The organism is Microbacterium paraoxydans, assembly GCF_900105335.1.
Classification (GTDB): domain Bacteria; phylum Actinomycetota; class Actinomycetes; order Actinomycetales; family Microbacteriaceae; genus Microbacterium; species Microbacterium paraoxydans.
Genome location: NZ_LT629770.1, coordinates 932,673 through 947,178, shown reverse-complemented (window position 1 = coordinate 947,178; position 14,506 = coordinate 932,673). Strand labels below are relative to the sequence as shown.

Below are 14,506 nucleotides of genomic sequence, written 5' to 3'. Positions count from 1 at the left end.
CCGCGGAGAAGGGGTTCTGATGTCGGAATGTCGCGTGGGGCCTTGGCTCTCAGCTACCCGTTGATACCGTAGGACGGTGACTTCCTCCCCTGATAACCCCACCCCCCAGGCAGAGGGAGCCGAGACTCCGACCGAGGCCTCCGCGCCCGCTCGGAAACCGGCCGCCAAGAAAACTGCCTCGTCCTCCGCCGGCGCGAAGAAAGCGACCGGAGCGAAGTCCTCCGCGACGAAGGCGGCGGCGGCGAAGACCGCAGCCTCGAAGACCACCACTGCGAAGTCCACGTCGGCGAAGACTGCCGGCACGAAGTCCACGAGCCAGAAGACCACGGCGGCGAAGGCCGCGGGCGCGAAGGCCGCTCCGGCGAAGTCCACCGCAGCGAAGTCCTCGACGGCGACGAAGGCGGCCACGGCGAAGACTCCCGCGGCGAAGAGGCCCGCGGCGAAGACTCCCGCGGTGAAGAAGCCGACCGCTGCGCGGCCCGCACCGACCAAGGCCGCAGCCGAGAAGGCGGCCCCCACCTCCGAGGTCGTGGTCGAGCCCACGCCCGCAGCGAGTGTGGATCCCGCGGCCGCTCGCACCGCGTCGGCCGCCCGAGCGGCCGCGGTGAAGAACACCGCCGCGCGGACCACGAGCCCGAAGCGCCCGTCCGCGACGACCACGAAGCCGAGCACTGCTGCCGCCAAGACGACGGCTGCCAAGACGGCTGCGGCCAAGGCCGCCGCGGCGAAGACGGCCGCCGCGAAGGCATCGGCGGCCAGGACGACGGCCAAGACCACCGCCGCCAAGACCGCTGCGGCGAAGGCGGCTGCGGCCAAGGCGGCTGCCGCGAAGGCCGCGGAAGCCGAGGCCGCGGAGGCGCAGGCGGCGGAAGCCGCGGCTGCGGACGCACAGGCCTCGGAAGCACTGGCCGCTGCGGAGACGCAGCCCGAGGAGTCCGCCGCGGTGGTGGCGTCGGACGACGGCGCCTCCGAGTCGGCGACGCGCGTCGAGGACGCGGCCGCCATCGAGGAGTCCGCCGCGGAGCCCGCGGTCGAGGTGTCGGACACCGCTCTGCCGGTGACGAAGGAGCCCGCGCTCGAGGAAAGCCGCGTCGCGGACGTCGAGGTCGTCGAAGTGGTCGAAGCCGTGATCGCCGAGGAGCCGCCGGCCGAGGTCGACGAGGAGGAGGCGGCGGAGCCCGCCACCGAAGCCATCCGGATCCGCGGTCTCGTGAAGCAGTTCGGCGAGAACCGCGCTGTCGACGGCATCGATCTCACCGTGCCCGCCGCCTCGTTCTATGGCATCGTCGGCCCCAACGGTGCCGGCAAGACGACGACCCTGTCGATCGTCGCCGGCCTCCTGCGTGCGGACGAGGGCAGTGTCCTCATCTGCGGCATCGACCAGGCGAGCGAGCCGCTCGCGGCGAAGCGCGTGATGGGCGTCCTGCCGGACCGCCTGCGCACGTTCGACCGCCTCACCGGCCGGCAGCTGCTGTATTACTACGGGCTGCTCCGCGGCCTCGCCGCCGACGTCATCGAGAAGCGCACCGGCGACCTCGCCCGGGCGTTCGATCTCGGCGACGCCCTGAACCGGGTGGTGTCCGACTATTCGGCGGGTATGACCAAGAAGATCATGCTCGCGGGCGCGATGATCCACTCGCCGCGCGTCCTGGTGCTCGACGAGCCGTTCGAGTCCGTCGACCCGGTCTCTTCCGCCGTGATCCTCGACATCCTGCGCGCCTACGTCTCGCACGGCGGCACCGTGATCCTGTCGAGCCACGGAATGGACCTCGTCGAGCGCGTGTGCTCCCGGGTGGCCATCATCGTCAACGGCGAGGTGCTCGCCGAGGGCACGATCGACGAGGTACGCGCGGGCCAGACGCTCGAGTCCCGATTCGTGGAGCTCGCTGGCTCCAGCGGCGAGGTGGAGGGGCTCGAGTGGCTGCACACGTTCTCCGACTGAGGTTCGCGCTCCTCCTGGGCGCCCTGCGCGGGGAACACCGGGTGCGCACCCTGCTCTCCTTCGGCGCGGTGATCGCGGTCACGGTGGTCGTCTGCGTGGCGGTGTTCAGTCTCGGCGACGCGCCCGTTCCGGTCTCCCAGGCGGTGACAGTGCTCGGCGGTGCGGCCGTCCTGCTCGGCTTCCTCGTGGGACCCCTGCTCGTGGGGGCCGTCGATCAGCTCGATCCCCGGCGTTTCGCGGTGTTCGGCGTCGACGAGCGGAAGATGCCCGGAGTCCTTGCGATCGCCTCACTGGTCAGCGTGCCGAGTCTCGCGCTCCTCGCGGTCTACGTCAGCGTGACGATCGTCGCCGTCCGCGCCGGTGCGCCGTGGGTGCCGGCCGTCCTCCTGGCGCTGACGGGGCTGCTGTCGACGATCCTCCTCTCCCGGGTCGGGATGGCGCTCAACGCGCTGCTGCTGCCGGAGCGTCGATCCCGCGAGCTGACCGCGCTGTTCGCCCTCGCCTTGATCGTCATCGCCTTCCCTGTCGCGGTGTTCCTCGGCTCGCTCCGCTGGGATGGCGAGGTTCCGGCATCGTTGGCGACCCTGACCTCGGTGATCGGGTTCACCCCGCTCGCCGCGTCGCCGGCGGCGATGTTCGCGGCGGCCGCCGGTGAGACGGCTGTGGCCTGGGTCAGCGGACTGATCGCCGTGGCCACCCTGGCGTTGCTGTGGCTCGCCTGGACCTGGTTCGTGCGCCGCCTGCTGACGACGACGGAGCGTCCGGTGGCGGCACGCGAGCGCACCGGACTCGGCTGGTTCGCCCTGCTGCCCTCGAACGCCTTCGGCGCCATCGCCTCGCGAAGCCTCGTGTACTGGCTCCGCGACCGTCGGTACATCATGAACATCATCGTGGTGCCCGTGGCGGGCGTGCTGACCGTGTTCCCACTGATCGTCGCGGGCGTGCCGGTCGAGATCGCCGCGCTCGTCCCCGTGCCCGTCATGGCCCTGTTCTTCGGCTGGCTGCCCCACAACGACGTCGCCTACGATTCCACGGCCCTGTGGACCCACGTCGCGAGCGGCGTCCGCGGTCTTCCCGACCGTCTCGGGCGCCTCGTGCCCGTGCTGCTCGTCGCCGTCCCCGTGCTGGCGATCGCGGTGCCGCTCTCGCTGCTCCTCGCCGGTCGGTGGAGCCTGCTCCTGCCGCTCGTCGGTGTCGGAGCGAGCCTGCTGTTCAGCGCCCTCGGGATCTCCAGCGTGGTGTCGGTGGTGGCGCCGTACGCGGTCTCCCGCCCCGGGGACAGCCCGTTCCAGCAGCCGCAGCGACCGACCTCCAGGGGGATCTACGGCCCGGCGGCGGCATTCCTCGGTGCGATCCTCCTGAGCGTGCCGACCATGTGGCTGTTCGGCGCGAGCATCGTCGCCGATCCCGGATTCGCGCCTGCGACGTTCTGGGTCGGCATCGTCACCGGGGCGGCCGCGTTCATCGGAGGAGCCGTGATCGGCGGACGCATCTTCGAGCACAGCGGCGAGCGTCTGATGGAGTTCGTCGAGACGGCCTGAGACCCGCCCCGCCGAGGCTCGGACGCGGCTAGAATCACGGGATGAGTACTCCGCTGGACAGCCCCGATCAGGGCGGCGTGGCAACGCTTGATCGCGAACTGGAAGAGCTCCTCCGCGAGGAGAACATCGAACCGGGCGACCACGAGCGCTTCTCGCACTACGTCAAGAAGGACAAGATCCTCGAGTCGGCGATCACGGGCAAGCCCGTCCGCGCGCTCTGCGGCAAGAAATGGACGCCCGGTCGTGATCCGGAGAAGTTCCCGATCTGCCCGACCTGCAAGGAGATCTACGAGTCGATGGTCGGCTGACCGCCGACCGCGCGTCAGTCCGCCTCGACGTAGACCGTCGGGATCGCCGGATCCGACTTGCTGAGTGCGAGCGCCCGCACCGGCAGCTCTTCGCGCACACGCAGGTGATGCGCGCGGGCGGCAGCCGTCCCCGCCGCGCCCTCGGCTGCGGTGTCGATCTCGCCGCCCTCGACGAGGGTGACCTGGAGCGGGCGTCCGTCCGGGTGCTCGGCAGGCGTGTCCAGCGCTTCGAAGCCGTCGGAGACGACGACCGTCTCTGCTGCGGCGACGCCGTCGTCGAGGGTGCGGAACGCCGCCTTGCGCCCGCCGAAAGACGCCTTGTCGGCCGAGGCCTTGGCGACGCCGATCCACGCCCCGTCGGCGTCCTGCCGGGCGACGAGCTTGTAGACCATGCTCGCGGTCGGATACCCGGAGCCGGTGACGACCGAGGTGCCGACCCCGTAGGCGTCCACGGGGGAGGCGGCGAGGGCTGCGATCGCGTATTCGTCCAGGTCGCTGGTGACCGTGATGCGGGTATCGGTGGCGCCGAGCTCGTCGAGTTGTGCGCGGACCTCCGCGGCGACGATCGGGAGGTCGCCGGAGTCGATGCGGACGCCGCCCAGCCCGGTCCCGGCCACGCGGATCGCGGTCTCGACGCCGGTGCGGATGTCGTAGGTGTCCACGAGGAGCGTGGTGTCCACGCCCATGCTCTCGACCTGCGCGCGGAAGGCGTCCTCCTCGCTGTCGTGCAGCAGCGTCCAGGAATGGGCGGCAGTGCCCATGGTCGGGATGCCCCAGGCGCGCCCGGCCTCGAGGTTGCTCGTGGCGCCGAAGCCGGCGATGTAGGCGGCTCGCGCGGCAGCGACCGCCGAGCGCTCCGCGGCGCGGCGGGAGCCCATCTCGGCGAGGGGCCGCTCTCCGGCGGCGATGCTCATGCGCGCGGCGGCCGTGGCGACGGCGGAGTCGTGGTTGAGCACACTCAGCGCCAAGGTCTCCAGGACCACCGCGTCCGCGAACGAGCCCTCCACCGTGAGGATGGGCGACCCGGGGAAGTAGAGCTCACCCTCACGGTATCCGCGGATGGTCCCGGTGAAGCGGTAGCGCTCGAGGTAGGCGAGGGTCTCGGCGTCGACGACGCGCTCGTCGCGGAGGAAGCGCAACTCGTCGTCACCGAAGCGGAAATCGCGCAGCAGCTCGAGCAATCGCCCGGTGCCGGCCACGACGCCGAAGCGACGTCCGCCGGACAGCCGACGGGAGAACAGCTCGAAGACACTCGGACGGGAGGCGGTGCCGTCCCGGAGCGAGGCGGCGAGCATCGTGAGCTCGTAACGGTCGGTGAGCAGCGCCGTCGACGTGGTCATGCGCTCAGCTTAGTGAGGCCAGGATGCACGAGGCGCCGCGCACGCGGGTAGGCTGGGGAGTCATGAACGACGCGCCCATCGGGATCTTCGACTCCGGTGTCGGCGGGCTCACGGTGGCCAGGGCCATCCGGGCCCAGCTGCCCCGCGAATCGTTCGTCTACATCGGCGACACCGCCCACTCGCCGTACGGCCCCAAGCCCATCGCCGACGTGCGCCGCTACGCGCTCGAAGTGCTCGACACGCTCGTGGACCAGGGCGTGAAGATGCTCGTGATCGCCTGCAACACGGCGTCCGCGGCCATGCTGCGCGATGCGCGCGAGCGCTACGACGTGCCCGTCGTCGAGGTGATCGGTCCGGCCGTGCGACGCGCGGTGTCCACGACGAGGAACGGACGGGTCGGTGTGATCGGTACGGTCGGCACCATCGGCTCCCGGGCGTACCAGGACATGCTCGAGGTGAACGAGCGCCTGCAGGTGTTCACGGCGGCCTGCCCCCGGTTCGTCGAGTTCGTCGAGGCCGGGGTGACCGGAACTCCCGAGGTGCTCGCCGTGGCCGAGGAGTACCTCGCGCCGCTGCGGGAGGCCGACGTGGACACGCTCGTCCTCGGCTGCACGCACTACCCGTTCCTCCGTGGTGCCATCAGCTACGTCATGGGGGAGGGCGTGACTCTGGTCTCCAGCGACGACGAGACCGCGGGCGACGTGTACCGCCAGCTCGTGCGCGGCGATCTGCTGGCGCCGCCCGACGCCACCGCGACCTATGTCTACGAGGCCACGGGCGACTCCGCCGATGACTTCACGGCGCTCGCGAACCGGCTCATGGGCCGCGAGGTGCGCGACGTGCAGCTCGTCCAGACCGGCGTCATCACGCTTCCCGATTCCGCCCTCGACGCGCGCTGAGCCCGTCGCTCCATCCCCGACCGAGAGAAGCACATGACCGACATCGTCCGCGCCGACGGGCGTTCCACCTCGCAGCTCCGCGAGATCACCATCGAGCGCGGCTGGAGCGCGCAGGCCGAGGGCTCGGCTCTCATCAGCTTCGGCGGGACGAAGGTGCTGTGCACCGCCTCGTTCACGAACGGTGTGCCGCGCTGGCTCACCGGCAAGGGCAAAGGCTGGGTCACGGCGGAGTACGCGATGCTCCCGCGCGCGACGAACAGCCGCAACGACCGGGAGAGCGTGAAGGGGCGCATCGGCGGCCGGACGCACGAGATCTCCCGGCTCATCGGACGCGCTCTCCGCGCCGTCGTCGACACCAAGGCGCTGGGCGAGAACACCATCGTCATCGACTGCGACGTCCTCCAGGCTGACGGTGGCACCCGCACGGCGGCGATCACCGGCGCCTACGTCGCCCTGGCCGACGCGATCGAGTGGGGGCGGGACAAGAAGTTCATCGGCAAGAACTCGACGCCGCTGCTCGACTCCGTCTCCGCGGTGTCGGTCGGCATCGTCGACGGGGAGCCGATGCTCGACCTCGCCTACGTCGAGGACGTGCGGGCCGAGACCGACATGAACGTCGTGGTGACCGGCCGCGGCCTGTTCGTCGAGGTGCAGGGCACGGCCGAGGGGGCGCCGTTCGACAAGCGCGAGCTCGACGCGCTCCTCGACCTCGGCGTCGCCGGCTGCGCGGAGCTGAAGGACCGGCAGCTCGCCGCCCTGGCGGGAGCCTGAGCATGCGCGTCGTCCTCGCGACCCACAACCCGCACAAGGTGGCGGAGTTCCAGCAGATCGTGCAGCAGACGCGGCCCGACCTGGAGGTCGTCGGCTACGACGGTCCCGAGCCGGTCGAGGACGGCGTGACGTTCGCCGAGAACGCGCTCCTCAAGGCGCGTGCGGCTGCCGCGCACACCGGCCTTGCGGCGCTCGCCGACGACTCCGGCATCTGCGTGGACGTGCTCGGCGGTTCACCCGGGGTGTTGTCGGCGTACTGGGCAGGGCAGAAGAAGGACGCCACGGCGAACCTGGAGCTGCTGCTCGACCAGCTGCGCGACATCGCCGACCCGCACCGCGCCGCGCACTTCACGTCGACCATCGCGCTCGTCCTCCCGGACGGTCGCGAGCACGTCGTGGAGGGGATCTGGCCCGGACGCCTCGCCCACGAAGCCTCCGGGAGCGGCGGTTTCGGCTACGACCCGATCTTCATCCCGGACGGTCAGCCGGACGGCGCGGAGCGCACCGTGGGGGAGTTCACGGCGGAGGAGAAGCAGTCGCAGTCGCATCGCGCCCGCGCCTTCACGGCGCTCGTGCCGCTGCTCGCCGCGCTCTGAGCGTCGGAGAGAAGAACCCCTGCTGACGGTGAGAATCGTTACTGTTCCCGACTAGCCAGGAACGGCCTCTTGGCACCCGCCCCCGGGCTAGCCTGGGGGCATGCACGATCACGCCCCCGCGCCCGGCGGTCTCCGTTCGGCGAGCAGCCGCCGCCTGCTCGCGATCTCCCTGACCCTCACCGCCACCGTGATGATCGTGCAGGTCGTCGGAGCTCTTCTCACCGGCTCGTTGGCGCTGCTCGCGGACGCCGCGCACATGTTCACGGACGCCTCGGCGCTCGTGATCGCCCTCATCGCCGCGACCGTGGCGGCGCGTCCTGCGGACGACCGGCGGACGTTCGGTTATCAGCGCGCGGAGGTCTTCGGCGCGCTCATCAACGCGGTCATCCTCATCGCCCTCGCCACGGTCGTCGCCGTGCAGGGGGTGCAGCGGCTGCTGAACCCCTCCGAGATCGAGGTCGCCGGTGGGCTCATGCTCGTCGTCGCGGTCGTCGGCCTGCTCGCGAACGCGGTGTCGATGTGGCTGCTCAGCCGTGCCCAGCGCACGAACCTGAACGTGCGGGGCGCCTACCTCGAAGTGATGGGCGACCTTCTCGGCTCGCTCATGGTCATCATCGCGGCGGGCGTGATCCTCGTGACGGGCTGGATGCCGGCCGACGCCCTCGCCTCGCTGTTCATCGCGGCGATGATCATCCCGCGGGCGTTCGTCCTCCTCAAGGAGGTGTTCTCCGTGCTCGCCGAGTCGGCGCCGAAGGGCATGGCGGTCGGCGAGATCCGCACCCACCTGCTCGGCTACGACGGCGTCGTCGGGGTCCATGACGTGCACGTGTGGCAGCTCACCCGCGGTGCTCCGGTCTTCACCGCCCACGTCAGCGTCCGGCCGGATCTGCTGGCGGACGGCCGCTCGGCGGCGCTGCTCTCGGAGATGCAGGCGTGCCTCGCGGACCACTTCGACGTCGCGCACTCCACGTTCCAGATCGAGCCGGCCGAGCAGAGCGACTGCGAACCGCACCACGCCTGAGCGGCGTGTGCGTCACGCCTCGACGGTGATCTCGTCGACGGTCTTGTCGGGACGCAGACCACGCCAGCGGGCGTGACGGAGGATGCCGTCCGGCGTCCAGTTCGCGAACTCCACCTCGCCCACGAGTTCTGGACGCACCCACAGGGCGTCGGAGGCATCGGGTCGGGGGACGCCGTCGAGCGGTGCGCGCGGCACCCGCAGCGGCTCCAGGCGGGCGAGGAGGTCGCGGAGGATCCGGTCGGTGAATCCGGTGCCCACGCGGCCGATGTAGCGGAGGTCGCCGCCCTCCGGGACCGCGAGGAGGAGAGAGCCGAGAGTGCCCTCCCGCTCGCCCTTCCCCGGGCGGATGCCGACGATCACCGCCTCCTGCATGCGGGTGTTCTTGAGCTTGAGCCAGGAGGGCGAGCGCTGGCCGGCGCGATACCGTGACGCCGGATCCTTGACGACGACGCCTTCCAGCCCGAACTCCTCGCTCGCGGCCAGCGCCGCGTCCACGTCGTCGAAGACGGGTGGGACCTGGATGGGCGCGTCGACCCCCGCCACGATGTCGTCCAGGAGCGTGCGGCGCTCGCGGAGCGGCATCCCGGTGAGATCATGCCCGTCGAGGCGGAGCAGGTCGAACAGCATGTACACGACCGGTGTGCGCACCACCTCGCGCTCGATCTCCCGGGGCCGGGTGAGGTGCATGCGATTCTGCAGCAGGGAGAAGCTCGGCCGGGCTGCGCTGTCGAAGGCGACGATCTCCCCGTCGACGATCGCCTCGTCGACCGGGAGGAACGGGGCGCCGTCGGCCGTCAGCTCGGGATAGCGCGCGGTGATGTCGGTGCCGCGACGGGCGTGCAGCGACATGTGCCCGTCGCGCCAGGTGCCGATCGCACGGATGCCGTCCCACTTCACCTCCACCCAGGACGGGGTGCTGAGGTTTCGAGCGATCGCGGGGGTGCCGTTCTCGGCGAGCATCGGGGAGAGGGAGGGGAGGGTGGTCGCGGCGGGGGACGGTGCGGGTGCGGCGAGCGGCCGTCCGCGGCGGGCGGGGGCGACGGCCGCCGCCCGGATCGCGGGAGCCGGGGTCGAGGCGGGCGCGTTCGCGGCCAGTGCCGGAGCGTCGGGGCGGAGCGACGAGAGGGGGTCGAATCCGGCAGCCGCGCGTGCGAGCACGTCGTCCAGCTCGAGGTGTGCGAGCCCCGGGTCGTCGAGCTCCTCCCACGTGCGCGGCGCCGCGACGCCGGGGCGGGCGCGCCCCCGCAGGGAGTACGGGGAGATCGTCGTCTTCTTGCCGTTGTTCTGGCTCCAGTCGAGGAACACCTTGCCTCCGCGCACGGCCTTGGACATGACGCTCGTCGCGAGGTCCGGGTGGTCGTTCTCGATGATGCGCGCCAGCTCTTTGACGACGGCGGAGACCTCGGCGCTGGTCTGCTCGCCGGGCAGGGACGCGTAGAGATGGATGCCCTTGCTGCCGCTCGTCACGGGCAGGGGGTCGAGGCCCATGCCGGTGAGGAGCGTCCTGGCGATCCGGGCGACCTCGGCGCACTGCGCGAGGTCGGCGCCGGGTCCGGGGTCCAGGTCGAGCACGAGACGGTCGGGGCGACCGGGCAGACCCTCCGGGGTGAACCGCCACTGCGGCACGTGCAGCTCGATCGCCGCGACCTGCGCGAGCCAGACCAATGTGGGCACGTCCTCCACCAGCGGATACGCCTTGGGGCCGTCGGAGTGCTGGATGTCCTGCCGCGGGATCCAGTCCGGAGCCCCGGGCTCGAGCTGCTTCGTGAAGAAGGAGTCCTCGGGAGCCGCGGCGGTGCCGACGCCCTCGACCCAGCGCTTGCGGGTGACCGGGCGGCCGTCGAGGAGTGGCAGGAGCAGGGGCGCGATGGCGGTGTAGTAGGCGATGACCTCGCCCTTGGTCGTGCCCGTCTCCGGATAGACGACCTTGTCTAGGTTGGTCACGCGCAGTCGTCGGCCGTCGACCTGTACGACCTGCGCCTCTCCCACCATGGAGCCAGCGTAGTCAAGGGGTGGTCGTGACGGGTGGGGCTGGTGTCTACTGGTGTGATGAGGACGATCTGGAAGGGCGCCCTGACGTTCGGGCTGGTGAACGTGCCGGTCAAGGTGTACTCCGCGACCGAGGATCACGACGTGCCGCTGCATCAGGTGCACGACAAGGACGGCGGCCGCATCCGCTACCAGCGGACGTGCGAGGTGTGCGGCGAGACGGTCGCGTACTCTGACATCGACCGCGCCTACGTCGACGACGGCCAGACGGTCGTGCTCACCAAGGACGACCTCGCCGCGCTGCCGGCGGAGAAGAGCCGCGAGATCGACGTCGTGGAGTTCGTGCCCTCCGACCAGGTCGATCCGCTCACCCTCGACAAGCCGTACTACCTGGAGCCCGACTCGAAGTCGCCCAAGGCGTACGTGCTGCTGCGCAAGACCCTGGAGCAGACCGATCGCACCGCGATCGTGCGGTTCACGCTGCGCCAGAAGACCCGGCTCGCCGCGCTGCGTGTGCGGGGCAAGGTGCTCGTGCTCCAGACGCTGCTGTGGTCGGACGAGGTCCGGGAGGCGGAGTTCCCGTCCCTCGACGAGGACGTGCGGATCTCGAAGAAGGAGCTGGAGCTGTCGTCCTCCCTCGTGGACAGCTACTCGGCCGACTTCGATCCCGAGGAGTTCGTCGACGAGTACCAGAAGGAGCTCCGCACCCTCATCGACGCGAAGATCGAGGCCGGCGAGACCTTCGATGTGGCCGAGACGTTCGGTGGCGACGCCGAGAAGGCGGCCGACGGCGGCGAGGTCATCGACCTGATGGAGGCGCTGCGCGCGAGCGTGGCCCGCTCCAAGGAGAAGCGCTCGAAGAACGCGGGCTGATCCGCGACGAGGTCAGTGCTTTCCGTCGCCGTCGAGGTCGGGGGCCCGGTCGAACACGTCGGCGTCGAGGACGAGCTCCTCCGCCTCCGCATGGTCGGTCACGACGTCTTCGCCCGCGGCCGCGGCCTTCTTCGCCTTGTGACGCTCGGTGAGGTAGTGCCACAGGGTGACGATCGCCGTACCGCCGACGGCGATGAGCAGGATGATGTCGATGTACTCGACGACGAGGTGCCGGATCCAGGGGATGTAGGCGATGAGGTACCCGACCATCGTGAGCCCGAAGCCCCAGATCATCGCTCCGATGAAGTTGTAGAGCGAGTAGCGCCGCCACGGCATGTGGCCCACCCCGGCCGCGACCGGAGCGAACGTGCGCACGATCGGCACGAAGCGGGCCAGGATCACGGTGAGGCCGCCGAAGCGCTCGAAGAACGCGTTGGTGCGCTCGACGTTCTTCTTGCTGAACAGGCCGGATTCCTTGCGTTCGAACACCGCGGGACCGCCCTTGTGTCCGATGACGTAGCCGACCTCGCCGCCGATGAACGCCGAGAGCGCGATGAGCAGCGAGACGACCCAGATGTTCACGCCGAAGACGTTGCTCGTGTGGGTCAGCAGGCCCGCGATGATGAGCAGCGTGTCACCGGGCAGGAGGAAGCCGACCAGCAGACCGGTCTCGGCGAAGATGATGAAGCAGACCACGAGGAGCGCCCACGGACCCGCCGCCCCGATGATCGTCTGCGGATCGAGCCACGGGATGAGCGCGGTGGGGGCGTGCAGCATGCTTTCGAGCACTGGCGGGATTCCCGTCGGTCGTGAGGTGTCGGCGGTGGAGCGATGCGGGCGCCGAAGCACCCGTCGTGCGGAAGGTGGGACTTGAACCCACACGCCCTGGGGCACAGGAACCTAAATCCTGCGTGTCTGCCAATTCCACCACTCCCGCGCGGTGGCTTCAGTCTACTGACCCGCGCGCTGTTCGACCCTGGGGATCGTCCCGCAGTTCCGCGCCGTCACGCGGGGCGATGACGCTCCAGCCGGACGACGGCGACGAGGATTCCCGCCGCGAGCGCACCGAGGCCGCCCATCGCCATGTCGCCGATCGTGTCCTCGTAGGTGACGAAGATCTCGTCGGTGACGAAGGTGCGTCCCGCCCACTCGATCATCTCCCACACGGCGCTGGCAGCGAGCCCGATCACGGTGCAGAGGATGATCGGGATGCGGGGGCGGAACGCCGGCGACTCCTGCGCGGTGACGATGCCGAGGCGGGAGAGCACGAGGTAGCCGGTGGCGGCGAGGGCGCCTGTGCAGACGAAGTGCACGACGAGGTCCCACCCGGTGAGCGTGCGGTACACGTCGAACACGTTGCTCGCGGCGGCGATGAGTACGATCAGGCCGATCGCGAGGTCGATGCCGCCGCGCATCCCGAGGACACGGGGGAGCATGAGGGCGGGGAGGGCGAGCGCGAGGATGCCGGCGTCGGTCGGGGTGGACCAGATCGCCGCGACGAGGACGCTGAGGATGCCGATCACGCGGACGGCGTCGGCGCCGTACTCCGCCACGGACTGCGGTGGGCGGAGGAAGTCCTCCTTCATGCGGGCTCCTCGGGTGCGACGGCGGGGGCGAGATCGAACAGGGCGTGCACGGGGAGATGATCGGACGGCCAGCCCCCTCCATACTGGCGGGCGTCGATGCCCACCCGGCGCACGGGTAGCGCGGGGGAGGCGAGGACGCCGTCGATGCGGCGTCCGCGGCGCGGCGACCGGTAGCCGGCGAACGTGCTCCAGGCGGGTGTGCGGCGGGTCACAGCGGCCGTCCACGAATCGCGGAGGACGTCGTCGGTCTCCAGGGCACGCCACGGTGCCGAGCCCGCGGCGGCGTTGAAGTCGCCGAGGAGGATGACGGGTGTCAACGCTGCGGCAGCGACGTCGTGCACTGCCTGCGCCTGGCGGAGCCGCGCCCAGGGTGAGAACGCGTCGAGGTGGGTGTTGAGCACGGTGACCGTGGCCCCCGTGCGGTGATCGCGGAAGGACGCCTCCACCGCCACCCGCGGCACGACACTCGACCAGGAGCGCGAACCGGGGCGATCGGGGGTGCGGGAGAGCGCGACCTGTCGCCAGGTGCGCAGCTCCAGCCGGTCGGCGTCGTAGAAGAGCGGACAGCCCTCGCCGCGGGGTCCCGGGAGGCGGCCGTGGCCGATACGGCGGAACGACGGGCCGAGCGCGGCGGAGACGGCGGCAGCCTGCTCAGGGAGGGCTTCCTGCACACCGAGGACGTCCGGCCGCTCCGTGCGCAGGAGCGCGGTGAGCCGGGGACGTCGAACCGACCAGCGGTCGGCGGGTGGCCAGGCGAGCGCGCCGAGATCGCGGCGGATGTTGAGGGTCATGACGTGCAGCTCGGTGGCAGACGCTGTTCCGAGGAGCGGGGCGGTCATCGGCGGGCTCCGGGCGCGGGGACGCCGAGCCGGTGCAGTACCCGGCGCAGGGTGAGCCGCACCCAGCGCACGGGCGGGAAGTCCTCCGGCCAGTGCACGAGGACGGTGCGGGCGCCGATCCAGGCCCGGCGCGCGAACGAGCGGCCGCTGCCGAACGGGCGCATGGAGATGCCCATGTCGGTGTGCACGAGCCAGCGGATGCGGTGGCGCTCGCCGACGTGGAAGGCGAGGTCGAGGTCGTCGTGGAGGTCGGCGTCGTCGCGGTGCACGCGGTCTCGGACCGCAAACCAGGCCGAGCGGCGGAGGGCGAGATTCGACCCGAACAGCGGCGCGTGGCCCAGGGCGGAGCCGCACACGATGACGTAGGACAACAGGTAGGCCACCGCGAGGGGCCGCCGCAGGAACCGGGGGCCGTCGACGAAATGCGCACCGCCGGTCCAGGCGCCGACCCGCGGATCCCGCGTACACGCGGTCGCCATCGTCTCGATCCACCGCGGCCCCGGCACGCCGTCCGCGTCGAGTCGCAGGATCACGTCGCCCGTCGCCGCGTCGTACCCGGTCGCGCTCGCCGCGGGTATGCCCGGGGTGTCGCACCGCACGACCCGTGCACCGTGCCGGACGGCCACGGCGGCCGACTCATCGGTCGAGGCGTTGTCCACGACGATGATCTCGTCCGGCGGAAGCGTCTGTCGGGCGAGGGCGCGAAGACACCGCTGCAGTTCCGTCGCGTCGTCCTTGACCGGGATGACCACGCTCAGGGTCGGTTCGGGGGCGGCTGGTGTGGCGCGGTGCACGTCGTCT

At 70.9% G+C, this 14,506-nt stretch carries 14 protein-coding genes and 1 tRNA gene; 8 read left to right on the top strand and 7 right to left on the bottom strand.

Features of this window, described 5'->3' with window-relative positions; genetic code table 11:
- Positions 1 to 76 precede the first annotated feature (76 nt).
- Genes BLU02_RS17745 through BLU02_RS04755 form a run of 3 tightly spaced genes read left to right on the top strand, consistent with a single transcriptional unit; the run spans position 77 to position 3,791 of the window.
- Complete coding sequence (locus BLU02_RS17745; protein WP_231919641.1) at positions 77 to 1,942, top strand: ABC transporter ATP-binding protein; 1,866 nt, start codon at positions 77 to 79, stop codon at positions 1,940 to 1,942.
- Positions 1,918 to 3,483, top strand: coding sequence for a hypothetical protein (locus BLU02_RS04760; RefSeq protein ID WP_060923587.1), 1,566 nt, complete (start codon positions 1,918 to 1,920; stop codon positions 3,481 to 3,483). Before BLU02_RS17745 ends, BLU02_RS04760 begins: the two co-directional genes overlap by 25 nt.
- 41 nt (positions 3,484 to 3,524) lie before the next feature.
- On the top strand, positions 3,525 to 3,791 hold the full coding sequence (locus BLU02_RS04755) for a DUF3039 domain-containing protein (RefSeq protein WP_060923586.1): 267 nt from the start codon (positions 3,525 to 3,527) through the stop codon (positions 3,789 to 3,791).
- A gap of 14 nt (positions 3,792 to 3,805) precedes the next feature.
- Here BLU02_RS04755 and BLU02_RS04750 read toward each other — a convergent pair whose 3' ends face one another.
- The gene (locus tag BLU02_RS04750) at positions 3,806 to 5,131 is read right to left on the bottom strand and encodes a nicotinate phosphoribosyltransferase (RefSeq protein WP_083370889.1); all 1,326 of its coding nucleotides are present in this window, start codon (positions 5,129 to 5,131) and stop codon (positions 3,806 to 3,808) included.
- A 62-nt stretch (positions 5,132 to 5,193) separates the two neighbouring features.
- On the opposite strand from BLU02_RS04750, the gene murI reads away from it, so the two are divergent.
- The 4 genes from murI (at position 5,194) to BLU02_RS04730 (ending at position 8,418) form a co-directional block, all read left to right on the top strand.
- Positions 5,194 to 6,030: a glutamate racemase gene (murI, locus tag BLU02_RS04745; RefSeq protein WP_060923537.1), complete on the top strand. Its 837-nt coding sequence runs from the start codon at positions 5,194 to 5,196 to the stop codon at positions 6,028 to 6,030.
- Between the two features lie 33 nt (positions 6,031 to 6,063).
- The gene (gene rph, locus BLU02_RS04740; RefSeq protein ID WP_025105317.1) at positions 6,064 to 6,801 is read left to right on the top strand and encodes a ribonuclease PH; all 738 of its coding nucleotides are present in this window, start codon (positions 6,064 to 6,066) and stop codon (positions 6,799 to 6,801) included.
- Positions 6,802 to 6,803: 2 nt separating this feature from the next.
- Positions 6,804 to 7,397: an RdgB/HAM1 family non-canonical purine NTP pyrophosphatase gene (rdgB, locus tag BLU02_RS04735; RefSeq protein WP_060923536.1), complete on the top strand. Its 594-nt coding sequence runs from the start codon at positions 6,804 to 6,806 to the stop codon at positions 7,395 to 7,397.
- Between the two features lie 100 nt (positions 7,398 to 7,497).
- Positions 7,498 to 8,418 carry a cation diffusion facilitator family transporter gene (locus BLU02_RS04730; protein WP_060923535.1) on the top strand — a complete coding sequence of 307 codons (921 nt, stop codon included), beginning with the start codon at positions 7,498 to 7,500 and terminating at the stop codon, positions 8,416 to 8,418.
- A 12-nt stretch (positions 8,419 to 8,430) separates the two neighbouring features.
- Here BLU02_RS04730 and ligD read toward each other — a convergent pair whose 3' ends face one another.
- Positions 8,431 to 10,410 carry a non-homologous end-joining DNA ligase gene (gene ligD / locus BLU02_RS04725; protein WP_083370888.1) on the bottom strand — a complete coding sequence of 660 codons (1,980 nt, stop codon included), beginning with the start codon at positions 10,408 to 10,410 and terminating at the stop codon, positions 8,431 to 8,433.
- Between the two features lie 57 nt (positions 10,411 to 10,467).
- Here ligD and ku point away from each other — a divergent pair, with 57 nt between their 5' ends.
- A complete protein-coding gene (ku, locus tag BLU02_RS04720; protein WP_060923079.1) occupies positions 10,468 to 11,280 on the top strand; it encodes a non-homologous end joining protein Ku in 813 nt (270 codons plus the stop codon).
- A 12-nt stretch (positions 11,281 to 11,292) separates the two neighbouring features.
- Here the strand turns inward: ku and BLU02_RS04715 are convergent, their stop codons facing one another.
- From BLU02_RS04715 to BLU02_RS04695, 5 genes are all read right to left on the bottom strand, one after another.
- On the bottom strand, positions 11,293 to 12,057 hold the full coding sequence (locus BLU02_RS04715; RefSeq protein ID WP_060923080.1) for a DedA family protein: 765 nt from the start codon (positions 12,055 to 12,057) through the stop codon (positions 11,293 to 11,295).
- Positions 12,058 to 12,135: 78 nt separating this feature from the next.
- Positions 12,136 to 12,217 (bottom strand) — tRNA-Leu (locus BLU02_RS04710).
- A 67-nt stretch (positions 12,218 to 12,284) separates the two neighbouring features.
- Positions 12,285 to 12,866 (bottom strand): DUF2238 domain-containing protein, encoded by a 582-nt coding sequence (locus BLU02_RS04705; RefSeq protein WP_060923081.1) that lies wholly within the window; start codon positions 12,864 to 12,866, stop codon positions 12,285 to 12,287.
- The gene (locus BLU02_RS04700) at positions 12,863 to 13,705 is read right to left on the bottom strand and encodes an endonuclease/exonuclease/phosphatase family protein (RefSeq protein WP_060923082.1); all 843 of its coding nucleotides are present in this window, start codon (positions 13,703 to 13,705) and stop codon (positions 12,863 to 12,865) included. The genes BLU02_RS04705 and BLU02_RS04700 overlap by 4 nt, the downstream gene beginning before the upstream one ends.
- Positions 13,702 to 14,499, bottom strand: coding sequence for a glycosyltransferase family A protein (locus BLU02_RS04695; RefSeq protein WP_060923083.1), 798 nt, complete (start codon positions 14,497 to 14,499; stop codon positions 13,702 to 13,704). Before BLU02_RS04695 ends, BLU02_RS04700 begins: the two co-directional genes overlap by 4 nt.
- Positions 14,500 to 14,506 lie beyond the last annotated feature (7 nt).

Coding starts and splice junctions, on each gene's coding strand:
- BLU02_RS04730 (WP_060923535.1), top strand. CDS start 7,498: ATGCACGATCACGCCCCCGCGCCCGGCGGTCTCCGTTCGGCGAGCAGC.
- ku (WP_060923079.1), top strand. CDS start 10,468: ATGAGGACGATCTGGAAGGGCGCCCTGACGTTCGGGCTGGTGAACGTG.
- BLU02_RS04755 (WP_060923586.1), top strand. CDS start 3,525: ATGAGTACTCCGCTGGACAGCCCCGATCAGGGCGGCGTGGCAACGCTT.
- murI (WP_060923537.1), top strand. CDS start 5,194: ATGAACGACGCGCCCATCGGGATCTTCGACTCCGGTGTCGGCGGGCTC.
- rph (WP_025105317.1), top strand. CDS start 6,064: ATGACCGACATCGTCCGCGCCGACGGGCGTTCCACCTCGCAGCTCCGC.
- ligD (WP_083370888.1), bottom strand. CDS start 10,410: ATGGTGGGAGAGGCGCAGGTCGTACAGGTCGACGGCCGACGACTGCGC.
- rdgB (WP_060923536.1), top strand. CDS start 6,804: ATGCGCGTCGTCCTCGCGACCCACAACCCGCACAAGGTGGCGGAGTTC.
- BLU02_RS04705 (WP_060923081.1), bottom strand. CDS start 12,866: ATGAAGGAGGACTTCCTCCGCCCACCGCAGTCCGTGGCGGAGTACGGC.
- BLU02_RS04750 (WP_083370889.1), bottom strand. CDS start 5,131: ATGACCACGTCGACGGCGCTGCTCACCGACCGTTACGAGCTCACGATG.
- BLU02_RS04715 (WP_060923080.1), bottom strand. CDS start 12,057: ATGCTGCACGCCCCCACCGCGCTCATCCCGTGGCTCGATCCGCAGACG.
- BLU02_RS04700 (WP_060923082.1), bottom strand. CDS start 13,705: ATGACCGCCCCGCTCCTCGGAACAGCGTCTGCCACCGAGCTGCACGTC.